The 25,550-nt window shown below is 66.8% G+C and carries 27 protein-coding genes; 8 read left to right on the top strand and 19 right to left on the bottom strand.

All coding sequences use genetic code 11. The features are described from left to right. Window positions 1-6: 6 nt before the first annotated feature. Both EPO41_RS08475 and EPO41_RS08470 read right to left on the bottom strand, forming a co-directional pair. Window positions 7-207: a hypothetical protein gene (locus EPO41_RS08475; RefSeq protein ID WP_296323208.1), complete on the bottom strand. Its 201-nt coding sequence runs from the start codon at window positions 205-207 to the stop codon at window positions 7-9. A 447-nt stretch (window positions 208-654) separates the two neighbouring features. Then, window positions 655-1,623, bottom strand: a complete 969-nt coding sequence (locus EPO41_RS08470) for a hypothetical protein (protein ID WP_296323205.1) — start codon at window positions 1,621-1,623, stop codon at window positions 655-657. 212 nt (window positions 1,624-1,835) lie between these two features. Between EPO41_RS08470 and EPO41_RS08465 the strand changes: the two genes are divergently transcribed. Further along, window positions 1,836-3,101, top strand: a complete 1,266-nt coding sequence (locus EPO41_RS08465) for a hypothetical protein (protein ID WP_296323202.1) — start codon at window positions 1,836-1,838, stop codon at window positions 3,099-3,101. Here EPO41_RS08465 and EPO41_RS08460 read toward each other — a convergent pair. Then, entirely contained in the window at window positions 3,093-3,605 is a 513-nt protein-coding gene (locus EPO41_RS08460; RefSeq protein ID WP_296323199.1) for a gluconokinase, read from the bottom strand. The two genes, EPO41_RS08465 and EPO41_RS08460, sit on opposite strands and share 9 nt — an antisense overlap. A 51-nt stretch (window positions 3,606-3,656) precedes the next feature. On the opposite strand from EPO41_RS08460, the gene gnd reads away from it, so the two are divergent. Next, on the top strand, window positions 3,657-4,634 hold the full coding sequence (gene gnd / locus EPO41_RS08455) for a phosphogluconate dehydrogenase (NAD(+)-dependent, decarboxylating) (RefSeq protein WP_296323195.1): 978 nt from the start codon (window positions 3,657-3,659) through the stop codon (window positions 4,632-4,634). 1 nt (window position 4,635) lies between these two features. Here the strand turns inward: gnd and EPO41_RS08450 are convergent, their stop codons facing one another. Together EPO41_RS08450 and EPO41_RS08445 are read right to left on the bottom strand one after the other, a co-directional pair. Next, the gene (locus EPO41_RS08450; protein WP_296323192.1) at window positions 4,636-5,367 is read right to left on the bottom strand and encodes an SDR family NAD(P)-dependent oxidoreductase; all 732 of its coding nucleotides are present in this window, start codon (window positions 5,365-5,367) and stop codon (window positions 4,636-4,638) included. 1 nt (window position 5,368) lies between these two features. After that, complete coding sequence (locus tag EPO41_RS08445) at window positions 5,369-6,214, bottom strand: SDR family oxidoreductase (RefSeq protein ID WP_296323190.1); 846 nt, start codon at window positions 6,212-6,214, stop codon at window positions 5,369-5,371. A 57-nt stretch (window positions 6,215-6,271) separates the two neighbouring features. Between EPO41_RS08445 and EPO41_RS08440 the strand changes: the two genes are divergently transcribed. From EPO41_RS08440 to EPO41_RS08420, 5 genes are all read left to right on the top strand, one after another. Beyond that, on the top strand, window positions 6,272-7,144 hold the full coding sequence (locus EPO41_RS08440; RefSeq protein WP_296323187.1) for an S-methyl-5'-thioadenosine phosphorylase: 873 nt from the start codon (window positions 6,272-6,274) through the stop codon (window positions 7,142-7,144). 84 nt (window positions 7,145-7,228) lie between these two features. After that, window positions 7,229-8,023, top strand: coding sequence for a 3'(2'),5'-bisphosphate nucleotidase CysQ (gene cysQ / locus EPO41_RS08435; protein WP_296323184.1), 795 nt, complete (start codon window positions 7,229-7,231; stop codon window positions 8,021-8,023). Next, window positions 8,020-8,997, top strand: a complete 978-nt coding sequence (locus EPO41_RS08430; RefSeq protein WP_296323181.1) for an L-threonylcarbamoyladenylate synthase — start codon at window positions 8,020-8,022, stop codon at window positions 8,995-8,997. The genes cysQ and EPO41_RS08430 overlap by 4 nt, the downstream gene beginning before the upstream one ends. Before the next feature lie 23 nt (window positions 8,998-9,020). Next, window positions 9,021-10,490, top strand: coding sequence for an FAD-binding oxidoreductase (locus tag EPO41_RS08425; protein ID WP_363246958.1), 1,470 nt, complete (start codon window positions 9,021-9,023; stop codon window positions 10,488-10,490). Beyond that, a complete protein-coding gene (locus tag EPO41_RS08420; protein ID WP_296323175.1) occupies window positions 10,490-11,920 on the top strand; it encodes an FAD-binding oxidoreductase in 1,431 nt (476 codons plus the stop codon). The genes EPO41_RS08425 and EPO41_RS08420 overlap by 1 nt, the downstream gene beginning before the upstream one ends. Window positions 11,921-12,062: 142 nt before the next feature. On the opposite strand, the gene EPO41_RS08415 is transcribed toward EPO41_RS08420, so the two are convergent. The 6 genes from EPO41_RS08415 to EPO41_RS08390 form a co-directional block, all read right to left on the bottom strand. After that, a complete protein-coding gene (locus tag EPO41_RS08415; protein WP_296323172.1) occupies window positions 12,063-12,359 on the bottom strand; it encodes a hypothetical protein in 297 nt (98 codons plus the stop codon). Then, window positions 12,356-13,222 (bottom strand): isocitrate lyase/PEP mutase family protein, encoded by an 867-nt coding sequence (locus EPO41_RS08410; RefSeq protein ID WP_296323169.1) that lies wholly within the window; start codon window positions 13,220-13,222, stop codon window positions 12,356-12,358. The genes EPO41_RS08415 and EPO41_RS08410 overlap by 4 nt, the downstream gene beginning before the upstream one ends. A gap of 112 nt (window positions 13,223-13,334) precedes the next feature. After that, on the bottom strand, window positions 13,335-13,886 hold the full coding sequence (locus EPO41_RS08405; protein ID WP_296323164.1) for a glycine zipper domain-containing protein: 552 nt from the start codon (window positions 13,884-13,886) through the stop codon (window positions 13,335-13,337). Next, window positions 13,883-15,772, bottom strand: a complete 1,890-nt coding sequence (locus EPO41_RS08400) for a protein kinase (RefSeq protein WP_296323161.1) — start codon at window positions 15,770-15,772, stop codon at window positions 13,883-13,885. The genes EPO41_RS08405 and EPO41_RS08400 overlap by 4 nt, the downstream gene beginning before the upstream one ends. 15 nt (window positions 15,773-15,787) lie before the next feature. After that, window positions 15,788-16,672 (bottom strand): adenylate/guanylate cyclase domain-containing protein, encoded by an 885-nt coding sequence (locus tag EPO41_RS08395; RefSeq protein WP_296323158.1) that lies wholly within the window; start codon window positions 16,670-16,672, stop codon window positions 15,788-15,790. A gap of 157 nt (window positions 16,673-16,829) precedes the next feature. Further along, window positions 16,830-17,600, bottom strand: coding sequence for an enoyl-CoA hydratase-related protein (locus EPO41_RS08390; RefSeq protein WP_296323153.1), 771 nt, complete (start codon window positions 17,598-17,600; stop codon window positions 16,830-16,832). A gap of 73 nt (window positions 17,601-17,673) precedes the next feature. Between EPO41_RS08390 and EPO41_RS08385 the strand changes: the two genes are divergently transcribed. After that, a complete protein-coding gene (locus EPO41_RS08385) occupies window positions 17,674-19,464 on the top strand; it encodes an acyl-CoA dehydrogenase (protein ID WP_296323150.1) in 1,791 nt (596 codons plus the stop codon). Here EPO41_RS08385 and EPO41_RS08380 read toward each other — a convergent pair. The 8 genes from EPO41_RS08380 to secY all read right to left on the bottom strand — a co-directional run. Then, window positions 19,415-20,572: an MFS transporter gene (locus tag EPO41_RS08380; RefSeq protein ID WP_296323148.1), complete on the bottom strand. Its 1,158-nt coding sequence runs from the start codon at window positions 20,570-20,572 to the stop codon at window positions 19,415-19,417. The genes EPO41_RS08385 and EPO41_RS08380 overlap by 50 nt on opposite strands. Window positions 20,573-20,648: 76 nt before the next feature. Then, the gene (locus EPO41_RS08375; RefSeq protein WP_296323145.1) at window positions 20,649-21,113 is read right to left on the bottom strand and encodes a GNAT family N-acetyltransferase; all 465 of its coding nucleotides are present in this window, start codon (window positions 21,111-21,113) and stop codon (window positions 20,649-20,651) included. A 97-nt stretch (window positions 21,114-21,210) separates the two neighbouring features. Further along, the gene (rplQ, locus tag EPO41_RS08370; RefSeq protein ID WP_296323143.1) at window positions 21,211-21,633 is read right to left on the bottom strand and encodes a 50S ribosomal protein L17; all 423 of its coding nucleotides are present in this window, start codon (window positions 21,631-21,633) and stop codon (window positions 21,211-21,213) included. A gap of 21 nt (window positions 21,634-21,654) precedes the next feature. After that, entirely contained in the window at window positions 21,655-22,698 is a 1,044-nt protein-coding gene (locus EPO41_RS08365) for a DNA-directed RNA polymerase subunit alpha (RefSeq protein WP_296323140.1), read from the bottom strand. 70 nt (window positions 22,699-22,768) lie between these two features. Next, complete coding sequence (rpsK, locus tag EPO41_RS08360) at window positions 22,769-23,170, bottom strand: 30S ribosomal protein S11 (RefSeq protein ID WP_296323137.1); 402 nt, start codon at window positions 23,168-23,170, stop codon at window positions 22,769-22,771. A gap of 15 nt (window positions 23,171-23,185) precedes the next feature. Continuing rightward, a complete protein-coding gene (gene rpsM, locus EPO41_RS08355; RefSeq protein WP_230552260.1) occupies window positions 23,186-23,563 on the bottom strand; it encodes a 30S ribosomal protein S13 in 378 nt (125 codons plus the stop codon). A 121-nt stretch (window positions 23,564-23,684) separates the two neighbouring features. Then, window positions 23,685-24,335, bottom strand: coding sequence for an adenylate kinase (locus EPO41_RS08350; protein ID WP_296323134.1), 651 nt, complete (start codon window positions 24,333-24,335; stop codon window positions 23,685-23,687). Beyond that, the coding region (secY, locus tag EPO41_RS08345) for a preprotein translocase subunit SecY (RefSeq protein WP_296323131.1) at window positions 24,332-25,550 on the bottom strand (1,219 nt) is incomplete at its 5' end. The genes secY and EPO41_RS08350, both read right to left, overlap by 4 nt.

The raw sequence follows: 25,550 nt of genomic DNA, 5'->3' as shown, positions 1-25,550 counted from the left end.
CTCGGATCAAAAGGGACGGAAGACGGCGGGACGGACCGCAAGGTGCAGCCGGGCCGCGGCGAGGCGGGCATGGCCCGGCGTGGTGAACTGCGTGCCGTCGAGCTCGAAGAACGGCCGTGTGGTTGCATGGAAGCGGAAGGCATTGCCTTCGTGCAGGACGACGCCCGCGGGCTCGCCCCAGATTTCAACAATGAAGGATTCGGACATGGCTGCGCTCCGCCGGCCGTGAGGGCCGGTCATGGCGTTACGACGATGGCTTGAAAGAATGCCGGCTCAGGAGAGCCGACAGGTCGTGCGGCACATGTCGCGTCGACAGAGGGCGCGGGGGAGGTTCGGTGCGGGAGGCTGTGTCATCGCTCAATCATCCGTCGTGACGGAGCCCACGAACAACTTCGTGACGCTTTAGCCTTGGTGACGCGGGGCAAGCTGCTCCATCAAAACCGCGGTCTTTCGACCCTTCTGAAATGCCTTCAATTCCGCGCTCGGGCAATGAAAGTGATTTCCGAAAGCAAAGCGCACGATGGAAGAGCTGCCGCCGGATCGGCGTTGCGGAGAAAGTTCCTTACACAGTCCCGATCGCGGACCGCGACAATGAAAAGCCGGCACGGTGGTTACACCGCGCCGGCTCCGGAACGGGCTGTCGAGGCCCGCTCGCTACCAGAAGCGCGTAGAACCCAGGAAGACGACGGCCGTCCGCTCGTCGCGATGACGGGCACCCAGAGCGGAACCGGCGCAGGCGGCCGCGCAGCCGATCGCCAGCGTCGCCGCCGCAAGGAACGCCGCGATGATGGCAGACTTGCGTGCGGCTTCCGCCACATCGCGTGCCTTCTGCTCGGCGGCCTTCAGGTCGGCATAGGTCTCATCGACCCGCTTCTCCGCTTCGGCCTGCGGCATGCCCGTCTGCTCCGCCACGACCCGTGCCAGGTAGGTGCGGTCGCGCACGTCGAGCTGCGGCGTGGTCAGGCCGGCCGCCAGGGCACGGGCCATCGGCGCCTCGAGATCCGCTCGCGTACGCAGTGCCGGCGTGGCGGCGGCAGGCTGAGCGTTGCCCGGAGCCGGAGGCGTTGCGGCCGCCGCAGCGGGCGTGGCAGCGGGCGCCGGAGCCAACAGGCGGTCGATCGCATAGTCGGTCGGCTTCAGGGAGAGCTGGCCCAAGGCGGGATTGGAAGCGGCGCCTGCCGTGCCGGCCGCCGCAATGGCGGTCGTAGCCTTGCCGGCGGCGGAGACCACCGCCCCCACGCCGGAGGCCGCCAGCGCCGCGCCGAGCAGGACACCGATCGACCACACGCCAAAGCCATGGGCGCCATCGCGGAAATGGCTTTCGGATTCGTCGGTGGTACGCCAGGGCGAGCGCATGCGGCCGGCGATGTAACCGCCCGCCGCAAAACTCGCGACCATGACGAGGGCGAGGTAGACCGCGGCTAGAACGGCCGCCCCCTTGGCCGTGATGCCGGCATAGGGATAGGGCGATACGACACTGAGCCCGAGCGCCGAGCCGAAGGCGAGCAACACCACGGACATCGCCGCGGCGCCCAGCGCGCCCAGGATCACGGGACCCCAATCGAGATAGCGGAAAGGACCGGTCTCGACGGGAACGACGGTTGTGGTGGTGGCGGTGGCCATGATCGCTTCCTACCGAAGACCGAGGAAGGACAGGATGAACATGACCACGACGACGAGACCGACCAGGTAGATGATGCCATTCATGCGAATTCTCCTCAGTTGAGGAGCGGAACGCCCGCGTGGCGTGCGAGTTCCACCGCCGCGAGTCAGATCGTGCAGCATCGCCGAGACGGTCGCCGGAACAGCCGTGCCCGACGCTCGTTTCGACGCGCATGCTCCACCTCTCTCCGGAAATCCAGAGTGACCGCGAAGACCTGGCCACACTGGCCGAACGCGCCGGAATTGCCCTGCTCGACGTCCCGGCCATTGCTGCCGGCAATCTGGACGACGCGGCCTTCGAACTGCGCCGGGCTTGGCTCGCCCGCGCGCACCATCCGGGCGACGCGACGCTGAAGAGCCCTTGCGAAGGGGAGGTCTCGCGACTGCCCGACGGGAAAAGAATCCACTTCGGCTACGAGCGGGAGCTCAGCGCCCGTCTGCTGGAGAGCCGCGCGCCGCTCTGCTATCCGGTGCCCCCCGGATGGCAATCCCTTCGCGTCCTGTGCCGCAGCGGACAAGCCGCCCTGTCGTGCCTGCTCCACCATGTCGCTCACACGGCCTCAGCCCTGCCGCTCACGCTGCATCATGCCGGCCGCTACTTCGAGACGGCCGCGCTCCTCGACCTGTGGCCGCGGCAGGTGTTCGCGCTGAGCGACGGGAGCCCGTCGCATGTCGATGTGCTCATCGGCGAACCCGTCCACTGCGACGGCCAGTTCGGCCTCTCCATCCCCACCCGCCTGCCGCGCGCGTTCCAGGCCTTGCTGCTGGACACCACGATGGTCGGGCTGCAGGTCGACATCGCACCCTGGCTCGAAAGGTTCGAGGGATCCTTCGCCGCCATATTCCGGTCGGGCCTCAAACTCGATCAGGCAGGGCTGGAACTTGCCAATGTCGGCATCGTGCAGCTCTTCGTTCGTGACGGCGCGAAGATGAACCTCGCGGCGACGGCGGCCGCGCTGCAGCGGATCCGGGCCCTCACCGGCGGCGGTCTGACCCTCGATGAAATGGCGGCCCTGTCCGCGCCCTGGTTTCTCGATCGCGACTACCTGCAACACTACACCGCCCAGTTGTTTGCCAATAACGCCGCCCTCGCCCAAGTGGTCGGCAGCGGATCGCACCTGTTCGACGAGCGGTGCCATCCTTCCCTGCTTTCTCGAGAAGCGGTGGCTCCGTTCTGTGCGATACGGCTGCGGCGCGGCGATGCAGCGGCGCACCGTCGCCTGCTCCATCACGTGGAGGAGGAGATCACCCGCCGTAGCCTGGCACTCGCCAACGGCGGGTCATTCGGCTTCCGCGGCAACCGGTACGAACTGATCGAACCGGAGCCCAGCGCCGGTGAACCGTTCCTCCGCGTAGCAATGGGTTTCCGCGGCGGCTCGGAGCGTGACCGGATCATCGAACTCTTCCGGGAGTTGGCGGCCCTTCCCGCCTTACCTTGATGGCCGCTCCGCGAGCCGGCGGACGATCTCGCCGACGATCCTCGCGGGTTCCAGGCCGATATCGACGACGATCGGCCGTTCGTCCTCAGCCGGCTCCTGGAGGGTGGCGAACTGGCTGTCGAGCAGCCCGACCGGCATGAAATGGGAGGTCCGCGCCTGGAGGCGGCCGTGGATCAGCGCCTGTATTCCCTTCAGGTACACGAGAGAGACGTCGCGCCGGCCGCCGACGATGATGTCGCGATAGATCCGCTTCAGCGCCGAGCAGGTCACGACACCAGCCTCCCCCCTCTCCCGCCAAGCATCGATCTGGCGGCCGATCGCCTGGAGCCATGGGAGGCGGTCGGCATCGGTCAGCGGCGTGCCGCTCTTCATCTTCTCGACGTTCTCGCGCGGGTGGAGATCGTCTCCGTCCCGGAACGCGCAACCGAGCCGTTCGGCCAGAAGGCTGGCGACGGTGGTCTTGCCCGATCCCGAGACACCCATCACGACGACGATGGTCTTCATTGCGGTCAAGTCTATCATGGAGCGGGATCGGAAAACGAATGGGAGAGATGGATGCAGCTCGGCATGATCGGCCTGGGACGGATGGGCGCCAACCTCGTGCGCCGGCTGGTGCGACAGGGCCACGCCTGCGTCGTCTTCGACCAGAATCCCGAAGCGGTCGCGGACCTCGTCGGGCAGAGCATCACTGGCGGCGCCGATCTCGCCGATCTGGTCGCCAAGCTCAGCCCGCCGCGCAACGTCTGGGTCATGCTGCCAGCTGGTGAGATCACGGAGCAGACCGTGGCCGAGCTCGGCCGCCTGCTGGAGCCCGGGGACACGATCATCGACGGTGGCAATGCCTTCTTCCAGGATGACGTGCGACGCGCCCGCGAAATGAAGGCCAAGGGCATCCATTACCTCGACTGCGGCACCAGCGGCGGCGTCTGGGGCCTGGAGCGCGGCTACTGCCTGATGATCGGCGGCGACAGGGAGGCCGTGGAGCGGCTCGACCCGATATTCGCCGCGCTAAGTCCGGGCGAAGGCACCATCCCGAAGACGCCGCGCCGCGAGGCACGCGACACCCGTGTCGAGCGCGGCTATCTCCATTGCGGCCCGAGCGGATCCGGGCACTTCGTCAAGATGGTGCACAACGGCATCGAGTACGGGCTGATGCAGGCCTATGCCGAAGGCTTCGAGATCCTGCGCAAGGTCTCGTCCGAAGCCGTGCCTGCTGAGCGGCGCTACGACCTCGACCTCGCCGATATCGCCGAGGTCTGGCGGCGTGGCAGCGTCGTCAGTTCCTGGCTGCTCGACCTCACCTCCTCAGCGCTGGCCGAGGACCCTGCTCTCTCCAGGTACTCGGGCTTCGTCGAGGATTCCGGCGAGGGACGCTGGACCATCAACGCCGCGATCGAGGAGGCCGTGCCGGCCGACGTCCTGTCAGCCGCGCTCTATGCCCGCTTCCGCTCGCGTGACCGCGAGGGCACGGCCAACAAGCTCCTGTCGGCCATGCGCCACGCCTTCGGCGGCCATGTCGAGCCGAAGAAGTAGATCAGAGGAACGACAGGCCGCCGCTCAGGGCCACGGTCTGGCCGGTCATGTAGGCGTTGCCGATCACCATCAGGACGGCCTGGGCGCATTCCTCCGAGGTGCCGAAGCGGCCAAGAGGGATGCGGTCCGGCGACGAGGCGAGCCCGCCCCGGACCATGTCGGTCTCGATCAGCGAGGGCGCCACGGCGTTCACCGTGACGCCGTCCTTCACGACCCGCGCGGCGTAGCCGCGTGTCAGACCCTCCATGCCGGCCTTGGAGGCGTTGTAGTGTGGGCCGATGCCGCCGGCCCCGCGCGCCGCACCCGAGGAGATGTTGACGATGCGGCCCCATTTGCGGGCGCGCATGCCCGGCAGCACGGCCTGGGTGCAGAGGAAGGCCGACTTCAGGTTGACCGCGATGGTCTGGTCGAACTGTTCTTCTGTGAGGTCGTCGATGCCGCTCATGATCGCGAGGCCGGCATTGTTCACCAGCACGTCCACCGGCCCCAGCTCGCGCTCGACCGTGGCCACCATCGCAGACACGGCCGCGCTGCCGGACACGTCGGCCGCGATCGCCATCGCCTTGCCGCCGGCTTGCTTGATGACCACCACGACATCGTCCGCGTCAGCCGCGCGCTCACGATAGTTCACCGCGACGGCAGCGCCCTCACGGGCAAGCGCCAGCGCCACCGCGCGTCCGATGCCGCGCGATCCACCCGTGACCAATGCGACCTTGCCGGCGAGCGACACCATCTCAGATCTCGTCGACGCCGAAGGCCTGACGCATCGCCTTCACGCCTTCCTGGTGCGGCGTCCACAGGCGGCCACTGACCAGTCCGCCATCGACCACGAGATCGTGGCCGTTGATGAAGGTCGAATCGTCCGACGCCAGGAAGACGGCCGCCTTGGCGATGTCGTCGACGATACCGGCGCGGGGGATCGGCTGGTTCTTCGCCATGCTGGCCTTCATCGCCTCGGCATAGGCATCGGCCTTGTCCGGCGGCAGGCCCAGCGCCTTGGCGAAGATGCCCGTGGCGATGCCGCCGGGGGAGATCGAGTTCACCCGCACGTTCTTCTCACCGAGCTGCATGGCGACGCAGACCGTCAGATGGTTCACCGCCGCCTTTGCGGCACCGTAGATCATGGAGGTCGAGTAACCCGCCCGGCGGCCCGCGACGCTGCCATTGTTGATGATGCTGCCCGAGCCTTGCGCCATCATCAGCGGTGCGGCGTGCTTCATGCCCAGCATCACCGAGCGCACCAGGGTCGCCATCGCCGCGTCGAAGCCCTCGACCGGGACCGTCTCGATGCCGCCCACGGGTGCCGGTCCGCCGGCATTGTTGAACAGGCAGTCGACCCTGCCCCATTTGGACAGGCAGGCGTCGAACATGCGCTTCACGTCGTCCTCGCGCGTCGCGTCCGCCGTCACAAAGAGGCAGTTCTCCTTGCCGAGAGCGGTCTCGAGCGTGCGACCGAGCGCCTCGCGTCGGCCCGTGGCCACGACTTTGGCGCCCTCCTCGACGAACAGCTCGACCGTCCGCCGCCCGATGCCGCTGGTCGCTCCCGTGACGATGGTGATCTTGCCTTCGAGCCTGCCCATGCTTCTCTCCCCTTTGCCGGTCCGGAATGATACACCACCGCCAACCAGGAGAAGCATATGACAGTGTTGGGAATTCTCGGCGGCAGCGGCGTCTACGACATGGCCGGTCTCAGGAACCCGGAATGGCGCCGGATCGCCTCGCCGTTCGGTGAGACGTCGGACGAGTTCCTGTTCGGCGTGCTGGACGGGCTTGAGGTCGTCTTCGTGCCCCGCCATGGCCGCGGCCATGCCCACTCCCCGAGCTCGATCAACTACCGCGCCAACATCGACGCCCTGAAACGGGTCGGCGTCACCGACATCCTGTCGCTCTCGGCCTGCGGCTCACTGCGCGAGGACCTGCCGCCGGGCCATTTCGTCGTCGTCGACCAGTTCATCGACCGTACCTTCGCCCGCGAGAAGAGCTTCTTCGGCGAGGGTCTGGTGGCGCACGTCTCGATGGCGCAGCCGACCTGCAACCGGCTGGCCGAAGTTGCTTACGACTGCGCGCAGCAAGCCGGCTTCCCGATCCGCAAGGGCGGCACCTACCTCGCGATGGAAGGGCCGCAATTCTCCAGCCTCGCCGAATCGAACCTCTACCGGAGCTGGGGCTGCGACGTGATCGGCATGACCAACATGCCGGAGGCCAAGCTCGCCCGCGAGGCGGAGATTTGCTACGTCACCGTCGCCATGGTCACCGACTTCGACTGCTGGCATCCCGACCATGACCATGTACAGGTCGCCGACATCGTCCGCGTACTGTTCGACAATGCCGCGAAAGCCAAGGCGCTGGTCGCCATGATCGCGCCGCGCCTCAAGGCCGACCGCCCCACGCCCTGCCCGTCCGGCTGCGACCGTGCACTCGAACACGCGCTCATCACCTCGCCGACGGTCCGCTCGGCGGAGATGGTAGCCAAGCTCGACGCCGTCGCGGGCCGCGTCCTGGCCGGATAGCCATCAACCTGTCGATATCAAGCCGCATGCTCGCGGGTGGACTTTGCGGTGAAGGCGAAGCCGCCACCGTCTATAAGGACAGCCATGACCCAGCCGCTCTCCCTCGACATTCTCCGCGACGCCTGCACCACCATCGCCGAGGAAGCCGCGCGTGAGATCATGCGCATCTATGCGGGCGATCATGGTGTGCGCGACAAGGACGACAAGAGTCCCGTCACCGATGCCGACCATGCCGCTGAAGCGGTCATCCTGGCCGGGCTGCGCAAGCTCACGCCGGGCCTGGTGATCATCGCCGAGGAGGAGATGGCGGCGGGCCGCGTTCCGACACTCGACGATGGCCGTCCCTTCTGGCTGGTGGACCCGCTCGACGGAACCAAGGAGTTCATCAAGAGGAACGGCGAATTCACGGTGAATATTGCCCTCGTCGAGAACGGCAGCCCGACCCTCGGGATCGTGCTGGCTCCGGCCACCGACACTCTGTGGCGGGGTGCCAAAGGGCTTGGTGCCGACAAGCGCGAAGGCAAAGGCCCTTTCAAGCCGATACGGACTCGCACGCCACCGACTGAGGGCCTGACCGCCTGCGCGAGCCGCAGTCACGGCACCTTCAACGACCTGGACATATGGTTCCGCAACAATGACCTGACTGTCGCCGACCGGGTGCAGGCCGGCTCGTCGCTGAAGTTCTGCCTGATCGCCGAAGGCAAGGCCGACATCTATCCGCGCTTCGGACCGACCATGGAGTGGGATACCGGCGCGGCACAGGGCGTACTCGAGGCCGCCGGCGGCGAGGTGGTCACCGTCGACGGCAAGCCCCTGCTCTACGGCAAGCCGCGCTTCGCCAACCCGCATTTCATCGCCCGCAGCCTGGCGGCACGATGAGCGTGGTCGAGGCGACGGTAGAGTCCATCGCCGCAGCCGCCCGGACTCTGCGGGAAGGCGGCCTCGTCGCCTTCCCGACCGAGACCGTCTACGGGCTGGGCGGCGACGCCACGAACGAGCGCGCCGTCGCCGCGATCTTCGAGGCCAAGAACCGCCCGCAGTTCAATCCGCTGATCAGCCACGTGCCCGATGCCGCGACCGCGCGCGCATTCGTGCGCTGGAACGATACGGCAGAGAAACTCGCCTCCACTCTCTGGCCGGGCCCGCTCACCCTGGTGCTGCCGCGGTCCGAGGGGTCGCCCATCGCGTTGCTGGCGACTGCCGGGCTCGACACGGTCGCGATCCGCGCGCCCTCGCACCCGATCGCCCAGGCCCTCATGCGGGCGACCGGCCGGCCGATCGCCGCGCCCTCCGCCAACCGTAGCGGCGAAGTGAGTCCCACCCGTCCCGAGCATGTCGCGCAGTCACTGGGCGCGCGGGCGCCGATGATCCTCGACGGCGGCCCCTGTCTCGTCGGCGTCGAATCCACGGTCCTGGATCTCTCGGGTGACATGCCCATCCTGCTGCGCCCCGGCGGCGCGACACGCGAGGCGATCGAAGCCGCGATCGGCCCGATCGCGCTCAGCGATGCCATCCCGACCGGCGACGCCGCCCGAAAGTCCCCCGGCCAGCTCCACAGTCACTACGCACCGTCGCGTCCCGTGCGGCTGGAGGCGACTTCGGTGTCGCGCGACGAGGGGCTCCTCGCCTTCGGCGATACCGTGCCCACGGGCGCCATGCTGACGATGAATCTCAGCCCGTCCGGCAACCTCGGCGAGGCGGCCGCCAACCTGTTCGCCATGATGCGAGCGCTCGACCGGCCAGGTATCGGCCGCATCGCCGTGATGCCCGTTCCGCATACCGGCCTCGGCCTCGCGATCAACGACCGGCTACGCCGCGCCGCCGCGGATGACGATTCCAACAGGCAGCGCTAGTCTGCCGACAAAGAGAGGAAACGATGCCTGATACCGCCCTCATGCCTACCATTCCGACGGCTCCCGTCACGCCCGCGATCCTAGAAGGTCTGCGCGCCATCGTGGGCGACAAGGGCCTGATCGCCGACGACCAGGGCAAGCAGCCTTTCGTCACCGACTGGCGCGGCTCGATCGTCGGAAACGCCGCTGTCGTCGTGCGGCCGGCGAATGTCGAGGAAGTTTCGAAGGTCGTGAAGCTCTGCCATGACAACGGCATCGCCATCGTGCCGCAGGCCGGCAATACCGGCCTGATGGGCGGCGCCACGCCCTGGCCGTCGCACACCGGCATCGTCCTGTCGGTCGGCCGCATGAACAAGGTGCTGAACGTCGATCCGGTCGGTTACTCGATGACCGTCGAGGCGGGCTGCGTGCTGCAGACCTTGCAGGAGACCGCGGCCAGCCATGACCGCTTCTTCCCACTGTTCCTGGGCGCCCAGGGTTCCTGCATGATCGGCGGCAATCTCTCGACCAACGCCGGCGGCGTGCAGGTGCTGCGTTACGGTAATGCGCGCAACCTCGTCATGGGTCTCGAGGTCGTGCTGCCCAACGGCGACATCTGGAACGGGCTGCGTGCGCTCAAGAAGGACAATACCGGCTACGACCTGAAACATCTGTTCATGGGCGCCGAGGGCACGCTCGGCATCATCACCAAGGCCGTGCTGAAGCTGTGGCCCGCCGCCAAGGACACGGCCACCGCCTGGCTGGCCATCCGCGATCCGCAAGCCGCCATCGAGATCCTGTCCGAAGCGCACGCCGCGTCGGAGGACAATGTCGGCTCGTGCGAGCTGATGAGCCGGACCTGCACCGACATGGTCCTGCGCAACATTCCCGGCACGCAGGATCCGCTGAAGGCGGACACGCAGTGGTTCCTGCTGCTCGAATGGACCTCGGCGCGTCCCAAGGTGGAAGGCACAGAGGGCATGTCCAAGAAGATGGAGCAGTTCCTCGCCGACCAGATGGAAGCCGGCCGCGTGCTCGATGCCGTGATCGCCCAGAGCGAGGCGCAGGCGCGCAACATGTGGGTGATCCGCGAATCGGTCGCCCCGGCGTCGCGCGCCGAAGGGCCAGGCCTCAGCTACGATATCTCGGTGTCGATCTCGAAGGTGCCGGAGTTCATCGAACGCGGCCTCAAGGCCGCACTCGACATCCTGCCCAGCATCCGCCCCTACCCGCTTGGCCATATCGGCGACGGCAACATCCACTTCTCCTTCATGGGACCGAAGGGCATGGATCGGCCGACGCTCAGCCAGTATTCGCCCGCCATCACCCGCGCGGTAAACGACCTGGTGACGAGCCTCGACGGTTCGATTTCGGCCGAGCATGGCATCGGCATCGACAAGCTCGACGAGCTGGCCCATTACCGCTCCAGGATCGAGCTCGACACGATGCGCACCATCAAGCGGGCGCTCGATCCGAAGAACATCATGAACCCCGGCAAGGTATTGCGTATCTGATGAGCGATTTCGTCGAAAAGCTGCGCGCCATCGTCGGCGACAAGGGCCTGATCACCGACGACCAGGGCAAGCATCCCTATGTCACCGACTGGCGCGAAAGCTTCGTGGGAAATGCGCTGGCTGTCGTGCGCCCGGCGAACACCGAGGAAGTCGCCGCTGTCGTGAGGCTCTGCGCGGCCGAGAAGGTTTCCGTGGTGCCGCAGGGGGGCAATACCGGCCTCGTCGGCGGCGGCATCCCGCAGGAGAAGGGCCGCGAGATCGTCCTGTCGCTCAACCGCATGTCGCGCATCACCGACATCGATCTGATCGGCTACACTATGACGGTCGAGGCGGGTGTCATTCTGAAGACCATCCAGGAGACCGCGGCGGCAAACGACCGGCTGTTTCCACTTTCGCTGGCCGCCGAAGGAAGCTGCTCGATCGGCGGCAACCTCTCGACCAACGCCGGCGGCGTGCAGGTCCTGCACTACGGCAATGCCCGCCAGCTCGTGCTCGGCCTCGAAGTCGTGACACCCCAGGGCGAAATCTGGAACGGGCTGCGGGCGCTGAAGAAGGACAATACCGGCTACGACCTGCGTGACCTCTATCTCGGTGCCGAAGGCACCCTGGGCATCATCACGCGAGCGGTGCTGAAGCTCTGGCCAAAAGCCAAGGACGTCGCCACCGCCTGGGTCGCCGTCCCCTCGCCGGCAGCCGCCGTCGCCCTGCTGAGCGGCGCGCATGCCGCCTCCGAGGACAATGTCACCTCCTGCGAGCTGATGGGCCGCCAGGGGATCGACCTCGTGCTGCAGCACATTCCCGGCGCCGCCGATCCTCTCGCGGAAAAGCACGACTGGTACGTGCTGCTCGAATGGTCTTCTACGCGCGCCCGGCGCGACGGCGAGAACCAGGGGGGCTTGCGCGAGAAGATGGAAGCCTATCTCGGCGAGGCGATGGAGCAGGGTCTCGTGCTCGACGCCACGATCGCCCAGAACGAGACCCAGGCTCGCGCGCTGTGGAGCCTGCGCGAGAACCACACCGAGGCCTCCAAGAAGGAGGGCCCCTCGGTGAAGCACGACATCTCGGTCGCCGTGAGCAAGATCCCCGCTTTTGTGACCGAAGGACTCGCCGCGATGAAGAAGGCGCTGCCCGAAGGTCGGCCGGTAACGTTCGGCCATGTCGGCGACGGCAATCTCCATTTCAACTGCCAGGCGCCGGAAGGCTGGGACAAGGCACGCTTCATGCCGCACGCTCATGCGGTAAATGCCGCGGTCTACGACCTCGTCGTGAGCTATGGCGGATCGATTTCGGCCGAGCACGGGATCGGCCTGCTCAAGGTCGACGAACTCGCGCACTATCGCAGCAAGGTCGAGATCGACACGATGCGCACGATCAAGCGCGCGCTCGATCCGCAGAACCTGATGAACCCGGGAAAGATCCTCCGGGTTTAGATAAATTCCGTCGTCTCGACCGGAGCCTCGCGCAGCGAGGCGTGGTGGAGAGACCTTCCCTCTACAAATGGCTGGCTTTTAGTGGAGAGAAGGTCTCTCCACTCCGCCCCTGCGGCGCTCCAGTCGAGACGACGGAGTTTTGTTAAGGCCGCGGCGTGCGGTCGTTGGTGCGGTCGACGATCTCGAACTGGACGTCGGTTATCTTGCCGTCATGGTGCCGGGCCGGCGGTGCCGGTTCGAGGTCGCGGCGGAAGAAGCTCATGAACCAGGCCTTGGCCTTGTAGGCCAGCAGCAGGACCAGCGCGACGGCAGCGACACCCGCGATCACGGCAAAGCCCAGCACCGCCAGCACGACGAAGCCGATCAGTCCCAGGATCGCCTGGATCCAGACGCGGGCCGGCAGGCGCGACAGGAGTTCGAGGAACTGCTTGCCGTTCATGTCGCCCAGCGCTTTTCGAAGTCCCAGACTTCGGGGAACCCCATCAGCCCGTGGATGTCCTGATACTGCGGCAGCGGATCGCCCAGGCTGGTGCCGCTGTCCTTGAGGTGCGCGAACGACCGCCTCATCGCCTCGGCGGCAACGCTCAGGCCCAGCACCGGATAGATCGCGAGATCGAAACCCCACTTCTTCAGCCGGTCGACCTCGGCCCGCGGCGTCTTGCCGAACTCGACCATGTTGGCGAGCAGTGGCTTGCTCACCTCGCGGCCAATGCGCTCCAGCTCGGCCTCGCTCTCCGGCGACTCCACGAAGATGATGTCGGCACCCGCCTCCTCGTAGAGCCGGGCGCGGCGCAGCGCCTCGTCGAGCCCCAGCGCCGTGCGCGCATCGGTGCGCGCCACGATCAGCGTCTCCTCGTGCCGGCGAGCCTCCGCCGCGACCCGGAGCTTGAGCACCATGTCTTCGGCCGGGACCACCCGCCGTCCCGGGGTATGGCCGCACTTCTTGGGCATCTCCTGGTCTTCGATCTGGATTGCGGCGACGCCTGCCGCCTCGTAGCCGCGGATGGTGCGCTGGACGTTCAGCAGCCCGCCATAGCCGGTATCGGCATCGGCGATCAGCGGCGTCTCGACGACGGAGCAGATCATCTCGGCGCGGCCCAGCATGTCGGAATAGGTCGCGAGGCCCGCGTCGGGCAGGCCCAGCATCGACGCCGTGGCCCCGTAGCCCGTCATATAGAGAGCGGGAAAGCCCATGCGGTCCGCGACGCGCGCGGAAATACCATCGTAGACGCCCGGCGCCAGGATGAACTCGCCCCGCGCCAGGAGGTCCCGCAACTTCGCTGCCTGTGGATTGCCTGCCATGTCTCTCTCCTCGCTCAGGAAAATGACCGAGTTGTGTCGATCCGGCCAGCCTCCCCGAACGAAAACGGCCGGCGGTCAGAAACCGCCGGCCGCTCACGAGAATGTCGGTGGATCAGACCGAGACGGGCTTCAGTTCCTGCGAGCCGGCCGACTTGCAGAACGTCGTCGTCTCGGTCGTGGTCTGGCCGTTCTTGGTGGCGGTCAGCTCGATCGGGCGGCAGGTGCTGCCATCGGCGCGGCTGGTCGCCGGCGCGACCGGCTTGGCGCTCACCACGGTCGGCGGCGCCGTCGTCGCAGCCGACGAAGAGGTCTTGGTGGGCTCGACCGTGTAGGTGGTCGGCACGTTGTTCTCGGCGACGAAGGCATACTGCGTGGCTTCGGCCAGACGGCGACGCTCCTGATCGTCGAGCGCACGTCCCACGAGATTGCCGGCCAGGCCGCCCACCAGTGCGCCACCGACCGCGCCACCGACGGATCCGAAGGCCAAGCCGCCCACGACACCGCCCAGCGCCGCCCCCATGACAGTGCCGGTCGTCTGGTTGTTCGGCTGACCACGGTCGTCCGTACAGGCGGCCGCGAGCCCGAGAGCCGCAACCACGCCAACGATCCGCACGACGATCTTCCTGCCGGAGAAGAAGGCCGTGTCAGCAGTCACTGCAGTCATCTGGTGCATCTCCTTTTGTATTCAGGAACGTTCACTCTACTCCAGAGATACTGCTTGCTGCCACGAGCATCGTCCTCCGCATCCGCATAGGAGCGCGGAGCGTCGCATGAGGCCAGCAGCAGGCCGGTCCGGACCAGGACGAGCGCGAGGTCGTCGCGATCCGAGTCCGGAATGTCGGCGAGCGGATCCTTGGAGTTTCGTTTGGTGATCAGGCAGCGATACAGAGGCGTGCCATCGGTCAACCGATCGGTCTGCCGGCAGCGCAGGTTGCGCGGCTGGGCCGCCAGCGAATCGGCGGCGAGCTTGTGCAGCGCCGGATCATCGACGCTGTCGACACCCTGCAGCCTGATCTCGGCGGGCCGGTCCTTGAGGCCGATCAGCATCAGTGTCTTGCCGAAATGGTCGAAGTTGCCGGCGACGAACTCGATCGCCTTGCGCGCGTCCTCGATCGCCTTCTGCCGGGCAGCGGCTTCCTCGGCAGCTTTGCGCTGGGATTCCTCTTCGGCGCGCTTTCTCTCGGCGATCTCCGCCTCGACCTTGCGGCGAGTATCTTCTTCGAACTGGCGCCGGGCCGCGTCGGCCTGCGCCTCCAGGTCGGCCTTGGCCTTCGCGTCCTGCTCGGCCTTCGCTCTTGCCTCTTGCTCGGCCTTTGCCTTGGCTTCCTGCGCGGCCTTCTCGGCGCGCAGCTGCTCGGCCTCCTCCGCCGCCTTGCGCCGCGCCTCCTCGGCCGCTTCGGCCGCGGCACGCGCCTTCACCATCTCGGGATCGGGCCCGCGCGTGGCCATCGCATAGTAGCCGCCGCCACCGATCGCCAGCAGCACGACAGCCGCGACACCGGCCCACAGGCCGGCGCGTGATTTCGGTGCGGGCGGAGGCGCCGTGACGGAGGCCGCCGTTGCCGGCCCGAGGACGGACACGCGTTCGGCCGGCGCCTCCTCGGTCTTGCCCATGACCATCGTGGCGCCGGGCTCCGGCGCGGCCGTCATGCCGAGGATGGGCCGCCAGCCGGCAATCGATTGCGGGCGGTCGCGCGCCGCCACCGTCAACCCGGCGTCGACACCGGCCAGGACGCCCGGCGAGAAACCCGCAGGCGCCAGCTTGCCGAGCGGCTCGTAGGTGTCGTCCAGCATGCGGTCGAAGGCGTTGGGTGGCGCCTTGCCGGCGATGGCGTGATAGATCGTGGCGGCGAGGCCGTAGATGTCGGTCCACGGTCCCTGCTTGGCCGACGTCATCTGTTCGGCCGCGGCGTAGCCCGGCGTGAAGATCGCCGTCATCGCCGCCGTGCGGCCGACCATCGCCGCGCGCGACGCACCGAAATCGATCAGGGTCGGATTGCCGGCGGCGTCGAGCAGGATGTTCGCCGGCTTGATGTCGCGATGCAGGAAACCCGCAGCATGAACCTGCTCCAGCCCATCAAGCAGCGGCCACAGGATGCGATCGACTTCCTCGGGCTTCAGCCTGCCGCCGGTGTTGATGCGGTCCTCGAGCGTGGCGCCGCTCAGCAGCTCCATGACGATATAGGCCGTGCCGTTGGCTTCGAGGAAGTCGAAGACCTGCACGATCGCCGGCACGCGATGGAGGCTGGCGAGCGTCCGGCCCTCGGTGACGAAGCGGTCGCGCCCCCAGCCGAAATCGTCGGCCATCTTGGTCGTGCGCGGCAGCACCGTGGAGCCATCCTGGCGCACGGCCAGCGCCGACGGCAGGTACTCCTTGATCGCAACTTCGCGCCCGAGCTGCACGTCGCGGGCACGATAGGTAATGCCGAAACCACCCTGTCCCAGTACCGACACGATCTCGTAGCGGCCGATCGTCTGGCCGGCTTTCAGCGAGACGTAGTCGACCTCGGGCGGCGGCGTGGCGCCGGAAAGAGTCGTGGGCTGGTTCATGGGCGGAGCACGCCGCTAGGTGTGATGGACGACCAGCTCGACATCGCCGAGCCGCAACTTCGATCCCGCCTGCAGCGCCGTCGGCGCACCCGCCTTGAGGACCGTGCCGTTGACCGCGGTGCCGTTGGTCGAGCCGAGATCCTCGACCTGCAGCGCCTCGCCGGAGAGGCTTAGCCTCGCATGCCGGCGCGACACAGTCGGGTGGGGCACGACCAACTCGCACTGGTCGGCGGCACGGCCGATGCACATGCCTTGCGACTGGCCGACCAGTTTCTCCATCGACACTTCGAACGTGTGCTTACGGCCGGCCGAATCCGGCCCCTCGAAGCGCAAGATGATCTGCGGAACCATGCGCGTCGTCGTGCCGGGAGCCATGAGCTTGGCCGGACGCACATGAAACACCTGTACCGAACGACTGACGTTCTTCAGCTGATGCTCGCCGCCGTCGTGGAAAGCGTACTCGGTGCGCAACTCGACGAGGTCCCGGACGGCGCGCGAGACCGCGATACCACCCGGTTCCGCCAGTGTCTGGATGCGTGCGGCCAGATTGACGCCGTCGCCGAAGATATTCTGGTCCTCGTCGTCGATGATGACTTCGCCGAGATGAACGCCGACGCGGAACAGCATGCGCTGCTCCTCGCTGAGCGCTTCGTTGAAGCGCGCCATCCGCTCCTGGATGTCGATGGCCGCCGCCACGGCAGAGACGGCCGAGCCGAATTCCGCCAGCATGGCGTCACCGGCCGTACCGACGAGCCGGCCGCGTCCAGCATCGATGGCGGGACGCCAGACCTCGATCTGCGCCGACTTGAGATGGCGGAACGTTCGGGTCTCGGCGCCTTCCATCATCCGGGTGAACCCGGCGAGGTCGGCGTGGACGATGGCAGCTAGGCGGCGTTGCATGTTCTCTTCGCTTCAGCGGCCGTTTCTCGATTTACCGCCTGGCGAGAGAATACCCCGGCAGGCGGCTGTCGGCACGACCTCAGATACTGCCGGCATCCTGCATTGAATCGCGGCAATCTTGGGACAACCGGCACGATCAGTTGCCGGTACCCTTCGGTCAGCGCCCCTTGAAGGACGGCGTGCGACGCTCGCCGAGCGCCGCCAGCCCCTCCTTGAGATCGTCGGAAGTGGCGCAGGCGCGCTGGGTCTGGCGAATCGAAGCCATGTCCGGGGCTGCCTGGGCGAACTGCTCGATGGCGCGCTTCATGCCTGACATGGAAAGCGGCGCGAGGCCCGCCAGGCGGGCGGCCTTCTCGGCCACCTTGTCCTTGAACTCGGCACGTTCCACCAGCCAGTCGAGATAGCCGACGGCCAGCAACTCGGTGTCGTGGAAATCCTCCGACAGCAGGAAGGCGCGCTTGGCGAAGCTCGGGCTCACCTTCTGCGTGTAGCGGCGCAAGCCGCTCGGATAGTAATGCAGTCCGAAGCGCGCTGCGGGCATAAAGAAGCGCATGCCCTTGACGCCGAGCCGGAAGTCGCAGGCCAGCGCAAGGTCCGTGGCGCCGCCATAGACACCGCCGTTCAGGGCGCACAGGGTCGGCATGCGCATCGCCTCGATGCGGTCCATGACGACTTCGAAGGTGTTGTCGCCGCCCTCGTCCTTGCGCTCGCCGGCCGGGATCGAGCCGAGGTCGTAGCCGGAGCAGAAGGTCTTGTCGCCCGTGCCGGTGATCACCGTGGCGCGCACGGCGGGATCGGCATCCGCCTTCTCGACCGCCTGGCGCAGCAGCTTCAACCCCGCGGGATCGAGACGATTATGCTTCGCAGGATCGTTCAGTGTGATGGTGGCGATGGGGCCGTCGATCGACAGCAGGACTGTGTTCGTCATGTTGGTCGCAAAATAGCCGAGCCGGTCGCCAAAAGCGACCGAGCACGGCATATTGCGGCCCGGAGGAATTCACATGACTTACACTGCCCCGCTGGCCGACATGCGTTTCGCCCTGCGCGAAGTCGCCGGCCTTTCCGGCGTCGCCGGCCTGCCCGGTTATGAGCATGCGACGGACGACACGATCGACGCGGTGCTCGAGGAAGCCGGGAAGCTGGCCGGCAACGGCCTCGCCCCCCTCAACCGCGAGGGCGACAAGGTGGGCGCCAGGCTCGAGAACGGCGTGGTCCGCACCGCGCCGGGCTTCGCCGCCCTCTACAAGGAGTTCGTCGAAGGCGGCTGGAACTCGCTGCCCTTCGATCCGGAGTTCGGCGGGCAGGGTATGCCGTGGCTCCTGGCGACCGCGGTGCAGGAGATGTGGCAAGCCGCCAACATGGGGTTCGGCCTGGTGCTGCTGCTGAACCAGGGCGCGATCGATGCGATTCACCATCACGGGTCCGATGCACAGAAGGCAGCCTACCTGCCCAGGATGATCTCGGGCGAATGGACCGGAACCATGAACCTCACGGAGCCGCAGGCGGGCTCCGACCTCGGCCAGCTCAAGAGCCGCGCGGTGAAGAACGGCGACCACTATCTCGTCACCGGCCAGAAGATCTTCATCACCTACGGCGAGCACGACATGGCCGAGAACATCGTGCACCTCGTGCTGGCGCGCACCCCCGACGCGCCGGCCGGCGTGCGCGGCATCTCGCTGTTCATCGTGCCGAAATATCTGCCGAACGCCGACGGCACGCCGGGCAAGCGCAACGACCTGCGCTGCGTGTCGCTGGAACACAAGCTCGGCATCCATGCCAGCCCCACCTGCGTGATGTCGTTCGGTGACGATGGCGGTGCGGTCGGCTATCTCGTCGGCGAGGAAGGGCGCGGCCTCTCCTACATGTTCACCATGATGAACAATGCCCGTCTGTCCGTGGGCATCCAGGGCCTCGCCATCGCCGAGCGCGCCTATCAGCAGGCAGCGGCCTTCGCGCGCACCCGCGTGCAGTCGAAGGACGACGGCAGCGCGGCGCCGGCCTCGGTGTCGATCGTCCATCATGCCGACGTCCGCCGAATGCTGATGAGCATGCGCGCCCAGATCGAAGCGATGCGGGCACTGGGCTATTACACCGCGGCCGGCATCGACGGCGCGCTGAAGCAGCCCGACAAGGCGGCGGGCCGCAGGATCCAGGACCGGGTCGACCTGCTGATCCCGATCGTGAAGGCCTGGTTCACCGACCTCGGCAACGAGATCGCTTCCACCGGTGTGCAGATCCATGGCGGCATGGGATTCATCGAGGAAACCGGTGCGGCGCAGCACCTGCGCGACGCCCGCATCCTGCCGATCTACGAGGGCACCAACGGGATCCAGGCGCGCGACCTGGTGGGCCGCAAGGTCGCCAAGGACGGCGGCGAGACCATGCTGGCGCTGGTCGCCGAGATGCGCGCCACGGCCGAGGAAATGAAGACTGCGCCCGGTGACGACCTGGAGGCGATCCGGGCCGGCCTCGTGGCCGCGGCCGATGCGCTCGAGGATGCGACCAAATGGGTGGCTCAGTCGGTCAAGGCCGAGCTGGTGAACGCGCTCGCCGGGTCGGTGCCCTTCCTGCGCCTCGCGGGCACCGCCCTCGGCGGCTGGCTGCTGGCCCGCAGCGCCCTGGTGGCCCAGACCCGGCTGGGTCAGCGCGACGGCGATCCCGCCTTCCTCGAGGCCAAGCTGGTGACGGCGCGCTTCTACGCCGAGGTCGTTCTGCCGCCGGCGCTGGCCCAGCTCGGCCCACTCAAGGCGGCGGGGCGGACGGTGTTCGCACTCTCGGAAGAGCAGTTCTGACCGCACACAGCGCCAGCGCCGCTCCGGCGATCAGAAGCGGCGCCCGAATCGACAGCCCGTAGAGGGCCGAGCCGCTCAAGGCACCGGCGATCCAGCCTGCCGCCATGGCGGCGTGCAGCCGGCCCGCGACCAGCCCCTGTCGGTGCTCCCCGCCCAGCCGGGCAGCGTCGATCATCAGGCCCGCCTGCGCCAGACCGTAGCCGATGCCGAGGACGGAGAACGCCGCGATCAGCACGTTCGGGCCGCGTGCCACCAGGGCGCCTACGATGCCGGCCAGGCAGAGGACGAAGCCCAGGGTCATCATGTCCCTGGTGTCCAGCGCGAGAGCACGCACGCCGACCGCTTGGACCAGGAAGGCCCCGGCGGCAAAGGCTGCCGACGCGAACCCCGTCGCGCGGATCGCCGCTTCTGTCTCGAGCCCGAAGCGGTCCTGGACATAAAAGGCCGTGGTCGGCTGCAGGGCGCCGAAGCCCAGGACCATGACGAAGGCCAGCAGCGCATAGGCCGCGAGGCCATCGACCGGTGCGGCCTCCGCCTGCGCCGTCGCAGCCGGCCGCGGGCCTTCGCGGACGCCAGCCATCGCCAGGGCGGCCAAGGCGACCAAGAGGGCAGCGGCAACAACCGGCCAGGCAAGACCGTAGTCCACCAGCATCGCCACGAAAGCAGGCCCCAACACGCTGCTGACACTCACCGCCGCGCCAACCAGGCCGATGCCCGCCTGTCGATGCTCGCGCGGTGTCGCATCGACCATCCAGGCAATCGCCGCCGGCTGTATGCCACCGGCGAACAATCCGTAGACGATGCGCGCAGCCAACAGTCCGAGGAAGGCGTACGGCAAGAACGCTGCGTAGAAGGCTGCGAACAGCGCGAGCGAAATAGCGGTCGCGACAAGTCCCGCTGCCATGACCGTCGCTCTGCCGAAGCGGTCCGAGAGGCGACCCCAGGATGAAGCCGTCAGGAAGAACAGCACGCCGGAGGACGCGAAGATCGTACCGACCTCGAACTCGCCGAGGCCGACTTCGCGACCGAACAGGCCGAGCGTTGCGAATACGGCCCCGTTGGCCATGGTGGCCGTGAATACGGCGAAGAGGACGATGGCGACTTGCACGCGCGCAAGGTCGGCCGAACGCGCGCGGCGGGGAAAACACAAATCATTGCCGCCCGTTACCGATCGTTGCGGCGTGTTACAGCGTCTTCACCATGTGCACACGGATGTGGGCGTCCTTGCCGTGATCCGGCGGTCCGCGATGGACGATTTCGAAGCCATGGCTGCCGTAGAGCCTGACGAGATGATCCATCATCTCGGCCGTGACGAGCGACACGGTGCGGTCTCCCCGCTCGCGCGCGACCTCGTCGAGCCGCCGAAGCAGCCAGCGTCCAAGCCCGGTGCCCTGCTTCAAAGGATCGACCGCCAGCCGGTCGAGAAAGAGTTCCGCCTCCCGCCGCTCGGTGGCCGCGACGCCGACCACCCGCCCGTCCTCGTCCGCCACGAACACGTCGCCGCGTTCGATCGATGCCGGCAGCCACTTGTAGTAATCAACCGGGATCTCCCGCCCGAGCCTGGCGAGGTAGGGTGTAAACGCGGCGCGCAGGACACGGTCCGCCTCGGCAAATTCGGACGGCAGCGCTGTCCTGAAGATAAAGCTCATACCCCAGCTTAGCCTTCTGCAGGGGGCGCGCCACCAGCACAAAGAAAAACGCCCGGTCTTTCGACCGGGCGTTTTCAAATGCATGAGCGGAGAGGCTTTACGCCGCTTCCTGCTGCTCGGCCTTGTCGGCAGACGGACCGCTGTCCTGGCCCTTGGCGGAGGTGTCGCGCTCGACGAACTCGATCACGGCCATCTCGGCGGCGTCGCCGAAGCGATAGCCCGCCTTGAGGACGCGCAGGTAGCCGCCGTTGCGCTTGGAGTAGCGCGGCCCCAGCGTGGTGAACAGCTTGTCGGCAACGTAGGGATCACGCAGGAAGCCGATCGCCTGACGGCGCGCGTGCAGGCCGCCGCGCTTGCCGAGCGTGACCAGCTTCTCGACGATCGGACGGAGGTCCTTCGCCTTGTGCAGCGTGGTCGTGATCTGCTCGTGCTTGATGAGGGCACCGGCGAGATTCATGAACATCGCCTTGCGATGCTCGGCCGTGCGATGGAACTTCCGGCCGCGATTATTGTGACGCATGACTTATTTCCTTCTACCGGCCTAGTACGGCTCTTCCAGCCGCTTGGCCATTTCCTCGATGTTGTCCGGCGGCCAGCCCGGGATTTCCATACCCAGGTGGAGGCCCATGCCGGCCAGCACTTCCTTGATCTCGTTCAACGACTTGCGGCCGAAGTTCGGCGTACGCAGCATCTCCGCCTCGGTCTTCTGAACCAGATCGCCGATGTAGATGATGTTGTCGTTCTTCAGGCAGTTGGCCGAACGGACCGACAGCTCGAGTTCGTCGACCTTGCGCAGCAGGTTGCGGTTGAACGGGAAGTCGTCCTGCTGCTCTTCCTTGCGAACCTCGCGCGGCTCCTCGAAGTTGATGAAGAGCTGCAGTTGGTCCTGGAGGATGCGGGCGGCGAGCGCCACGGCATCGGCCGGCATCGTCGTGCCGTTGGTCTCGACCGTCATCGACAGGCGGTCGTAGTCGGTGACCTGGCCGACGCGGCTGTTCTCGATCTTGTAGGAGACGCGCTTGACCGGGCTGAACACCGAATCGACCGGGATCAGGCCGATCGGCGCATCTTCCGGGCGGTTCGCCGAGGCCGGGATGTAGCCCTTGCCGGTGGCGACCATGAGTTCCATCGAGATCGAAGCGCCATCGTCGAGCGTACAGATCAGGTGCTTGGGATCCATGATCTGGACGTCGCCGGGCAACTCGATCATGCCAGCGGTGACTTCGCCAGGGCCGACGGCGCGCAGATAGAGACGCTGCGGGCGGTCACCCTGCATCTTCACGGCCATCGCCTTGATGTTCAGCACGATGTCGACCACATCCTCGCGGACGCCGGGGATCGACGAGAATTCATGCAGCACGTTGTCGATCTTGATCGACGTGACGGCAGCACCCTGGAGCGACGACAAGAGGACGCGACGCAGCGCGTTGCCGAGAGTGAGACCGAAACCGCGCTCGAGCGGCTCGGCGACGATGGTCGCGACGCGACCGGGATCGACGCCGGCTTCGGTGACAAGCTTCTCCGGCTTGATCAGGTCCTGCCAGTTCTTCTGAAGCACTTGGGCTACCCCTCTAGACCGGTTCATGCGAGCCCCGCAGGGCCCGCGACACATTCCTCAAGAGCGGGCGGCGCAGAAGCGCCGCCTCTGCTCGAAATCAGACGCGACGGCGCTTCGGCGGGCGGCAGCCATTGTGCGGGATCGGCGTCACGTCGCGGATCGACGTCACGGCGAGGCCGACGGCCTGCAGCGCGCGCAGCGCCGACTCGCGGCCCGAACCCGGGCCCCGCACGAGGATCTCGATCGTGCGCATGCCATGTTCCATCGCCTTGCGGCCGGCGCCTTCGGCGGCCATCTGCGCGGCAAACGGGGTCGACTTGCGCGAGCCCTTGAAGCCCTGCTGGCCCGACGACGACCAGGCGATGGCATTGCCCTGCGCGTCGGTGATCGTGACGATCGTGTTGTTGAACGAGGCGTTCACGTGGGCGACGCCCGCGATGATATTCTTGCGTTCCTTGCGACGGGGACGCGCGGCGCCGGTAGCGGCAGCTTTGGCCATGACCCTGATCCCCTCTTACTTCGTCACTTTTTTCTTGCCGGCGATCGGCTTGGCCGGACCCTTGCGGGTGCGCGCATTGGTATGCGTGCGCTGGCCGTGGACCGGCAGGCCGCGGCGATGGCGCAGCCCGCGATAGCAGGCAAGGTCCATCAGGCGCTTGATGTTCATCGCTACCTCGCGACGCAGGTCGCCCTCGACCGTATAGTCGCGGTCGATGGTCTCGCGAATGCGGATGACCTCGTCGTCGCTCAGCGTGTTCACGCGGCGCGACTCGTCGATCCCAACTTTTCCACAGATCTCCTTGGCTTTCGCCGCACCGATCCCGTGGATGTATTGAAGCCCGATCACCACACGCTTGGCGGTCGGAATATTCACACCGGCTATACGAGCCAAAGTCCCAACTCCTTCAAAGACTTATGGCGCGCTCGCGCGCGCCCGTCACATGTTCCGCTGGCCCCGGAAAAGCGCGCGATTATAGGTATCCGCGCCCCCGAGTCAATGGAACTCACCCTTGTCAAGTCCCCGCCAGAACCTCCGTGATCTGACGGTAAACCTCGTCCATCGCGGCCATCCCGTCGACCTTCCGCAACACCCCGCGGGCGCTGTAGTAGGGCAGCAAGGGCTCGGTCTGAGCCCTGTAGGCAGCCATGCGAGTCTTCATAGTCTCTGCATTATCGTCCTTGCGGCGGGTGAAGTCGGTCGATCCGCAGACGTCGCAGACCCCATCGACCTTCGGCCGCTTGAACTTGTCGTGGTAGCCCGTGCCGCACTTGGCGCAGGAGAACCGGCCGACGACGCGCTCTGTCAGCGCCGTCTCGTCGACCTCCATCTCGATCACCCGGTCGAGCTTCTTGCCCGATTCGAGCAGCATCTTGTCCAGCGCCTTGGCCTGGGCCTCGGTGCGCGGGAAACCGTCCAGAATGAAGCCCTTGGCACAGTCCGGCTGGGCGATCCGGTCCTTGATCAGGCCGACCATCAGCTCGTCGGGAACCAGTTCGCCCCGCTCCATGATGCCCTTGGCCTTCTGCCCGAGCTCGCTGCCCGAGGCGACCGCCGCCCGCAGCATGTCGCCGGTCGAGAGCTGGATCAGCCCCTTCTCCTGCTGCAGCCGCTGGGCCTGCGTCCCCTTGCCGGCGCCCGGCGGTCCCAGAAGAATGATGTTCATCGGCCCTTGCCCCTCAGGCGGGCCTTCTTGATGAGGCCCTCATATTGATGGGCGAGCAGGTGCGCCTGCACCTGGGTCACCGTGTCGAGCGTGACCGAAACCACGATCAGGAGGCTGGTGCCGCCGAAGTAGAAGGGCACGCCGCCGCGGGCGATCAGCAGCTCGGGCAGGATACAGACCGCCGAGAGATAGAGAGCACCGATCACCGTCAGCCGGTTCAGGATGTACTCGAGATACTCGGCCGTGTTCTTGCCCGGGCGAATGCCGGGAATGAAGCCGCCGTTCTTCTTCAGATTGTCGGCCGTGTCGGCCGGATTGAACACAACGGTCGTGTAGAAGAAACAGAAGAACACGATCAGGCCGATATAGGCGATCAGGTAAGCCGGCTGACCATGGCCCAGATAGGTCGAGAACCACTGGATCCAGCCCGGCTCGCCGGCGCCCTGGAACGACGCGATCGTCGCCGGGAACAGCAGCAGGGAAGAAGCGAAGATCGGTGGGATGACGCCGGCCGTGTTGATCTTCAGCGGCAGGTGCGAGGCCTCCCCGCCATACATGCGGTTGCCGACCTGGCGCTTGGGATACTGGACGACGATCCGTCTCTGCGCCGTCTCGACGAAGACGACGACCGCCACGACCAGCACGATGCCGACCACCAGCGCAATGATGAACAGCGCCGACAGGGCGCCCGTGCGGCCGAGCTCGAGGGTCTGCACAAGCGCGTCCGGCAGGGCCGCGACGATGCCGGCGAAGATGATCAACGAGACTCCGTTGCCGACACCGCGCGCCGTGATCTGCTCACCCAGCCACATCAGGAACAGCGTGCCGCCGACCAGCGTGACGATGGTGACGAAGCGGAAGAAGATGCGGGGATCGAACACGACGGGACCGGCCGCAGCGACCTGGCTCTCAAGGCCGACCGCAATTCCATAGGCCTGGAAGGTCGCCAGGATCACGGTGCCATACCGTGTGTACTGGTTGATCTTCTTGCGGCCCGCCTCGCCTTCCTTCTTCAGCGCCTCCAGCGACGGCACCACCGTCGTCAGGATCTGCATGATGATGGAGGCCGAGATGTACGGCATGATGCTGAGCGCCAGCACCGACATGCGGCCGATCGAGCCGCCCGAGAACACGTCGAGCAGGCCCGCGATGCCGCCGGCATTCTGCTTGAAGATCTCGGCCAGGGCAGCCGGATCGACGCCGGGGACCGGGATA

This window comes from Reyranella sp. (genome assembly GCF_004297265.1).
Lineage (GTDB): Bacteria > Pseudomonadota > Alphaproteobacteria > Reyranellales > Reyranellaceae > Reyranella.
Note: the sequence above shows the minus strand (reverse complement) of the source record. Positions and strands in the feature narration are given on the sequence as shown.

Excerpts from the sequence above, each read along its gene's own strand:
- EPO41_RS08475 (WP_296323208.1), bottom strand. The coding sequence starts at position 207 with ATGTCCGAATCCTTCATTGTTGAAATCTGGGGCGAGCCCGCGGGCGTC.
- EPO41_RS08470 (WP_296323205.1), bottom strand. The coding sequence starts at position 1,623 with ATGGCCACCGCCACCACCACAACCGTCGTTCCCGTCGAGACCGGTCCT.
- EPO41_RS08465 (WP_296323202.1), top strand. The coding sequence starts at position 1,836 with ATGCTCCACCTCTCTCCGGAAATCCAGAGTGACCGCGAAGACCTGGCC.
- EPO41_RS08460 (WP_296323199.1), bottom strand. The coding sequence starts at position 3,605 with ATGAAGACCATCGTCGTCGTGATGGGTGTCTCGGGATCGGGCAAGACC.
- gnd (WP_296323195.1), top strand. The coding sequence starts at position 3,657 with ATGCAGCTCGGCATGATCGGCCTGGGACGGATGGGCGCCAACCTCGTG.
- EPO41_RS08450 (WP_296323192.1), bottom strand. The coding sequence starts at position 5,367 with ATGGTGTCGCTCGCCGGCAAGGTCGCATTGGTCACGGGTGGATCGCGC.
- EPO41_RS08445 (WP_296323190.1), bottom strand. The coding sequence starts at position 6,214 with ATGGGCAGGCTCGAAGGCAAGATCACCATCGTCACGGGAGCGACCAGC.
- EPO41_RS08440 (WP_296323187.1), top strand. The coding sequence starts at position 6,272 with ATGACAGTGTTGGGAATTCTCGGCGGCAGCGGCGTCTACGACATGGCC.
- cysQ (WP_296323184.1), top strand. The coding sequence starts at position 7,229 with ATGACCCAGCCGCTCTCCCTCGACATTCTCCGCGACGCCTGCACCACC.
- EPO41_RS08430 (WP_296323181.1), top strand. The coding sequence starts at position 8,020 with ATGAGCGTGGTCGAGGCGACGGTAGAGTCCATCGCCGCAGCCGCCCGG.
- EPO41_RS08425 (WP_363246958.1), top strand. The coding sequence starts at position 9,021 with ATGCCTGATACCGCCCTCATGCCTACCATTCCGACGGCTCCCGTCACG.
- EPO41_RS08420 (WP_296323175.1), top strand. The coding sequence starts at position 10,490 with ATGAGCGATTTCGTCGAAAAGCTGCGCGCCATCGTCGGCGACAAGGGC.
- EPO41_RS08415 (WP_296323172.1), bottom strand. The coding sequence starts at position 12,359 with ATGAACGGCAAGCAGTTCCTCGAACTCCTGTCGCGCCTGCCGGCCCGC.
- EPO41_RS08410 (WP_296323169.1), bottom strand. The coding sequence starts at position 13,222 with ATGGCAGGCAATCCACAGGCAGCGAAGTTGCGGGACCTCCTGGCGCGG.
- EPO41_RS08405 (WP_296323164.1), bottom strand. The coding sequence starts at position 13,886 with ATGACTGCAGTGACTGCTGACACGGCCTTCTTCTCCGGCAGGAAGATC.
- EPO41_RS08400 (WP_296323161.1), bottom strand. The coding sequence starts at position 15,772 with ATGAACCAGCCCACGACTCTTTCCGGCGCCACGCCGCCGCCCGAGGTC.
- EPO41_RS08395 (WP_296323158.1), bottom strand. The coding sequence starts at position 16,672 with ATGCAACGCCGCCTAGCTGCCATCGTCCACGCCGACCTCGCCGGGTTC.
- EPO41_RS08390 (WP_296323153.1), bottom strand. The coding sequence starts at position 17,600 with ATGACGAACACAGTCCTGCTGTCGATCGACGGCCCCATCGCCACCATC.
- EPO41_RS08385 (WP_296323150.1), top strand. The coding sequence starts at position 17,674 with ATGACTTACACTGCCCCGCTGGCCGACATGCGTTTCGCCCTGCGCGAA.
- EPO41_RS08375 (WP_296323145.1), bottom strand. The coding sequence starts at position 21,113 with ATGAGCTTTATCTTCAGGACAGCGCTGCCGTCCGAATTTGCCGAGGCG.
- rplQ (WP_296323143.1), bottom strand. The coding sequence starts at position 21,633 with ATGCGTCACAATAATCGCGGCCGGAAGTTCCATCGCACGGCCGAGCAT.
- EPO41_RS08365 (WP_296323140.1), bottom strand. The coding sequence starts at position 22,698 with ATGAACCGGTCTAGAGGGGTAGCCCAAGTGCTTCAGAAGAACTGGCAG.
- rpsK (WP_296323137.1), bottom strand. The coding sequence starts at position 23,170 with ATGGCCAAAGCTGCCGCTACCGGCGCCGCGCGTCCCCGTCGCAAGGAA.
- EPO41_RS08350 (WP_296323134.1), bottom strand. The coding sequence starts at position 24,335 with ATGAACATCATTCTTCTGGGACCGCCGGGCGCCGGCAAGGGGACGCAG.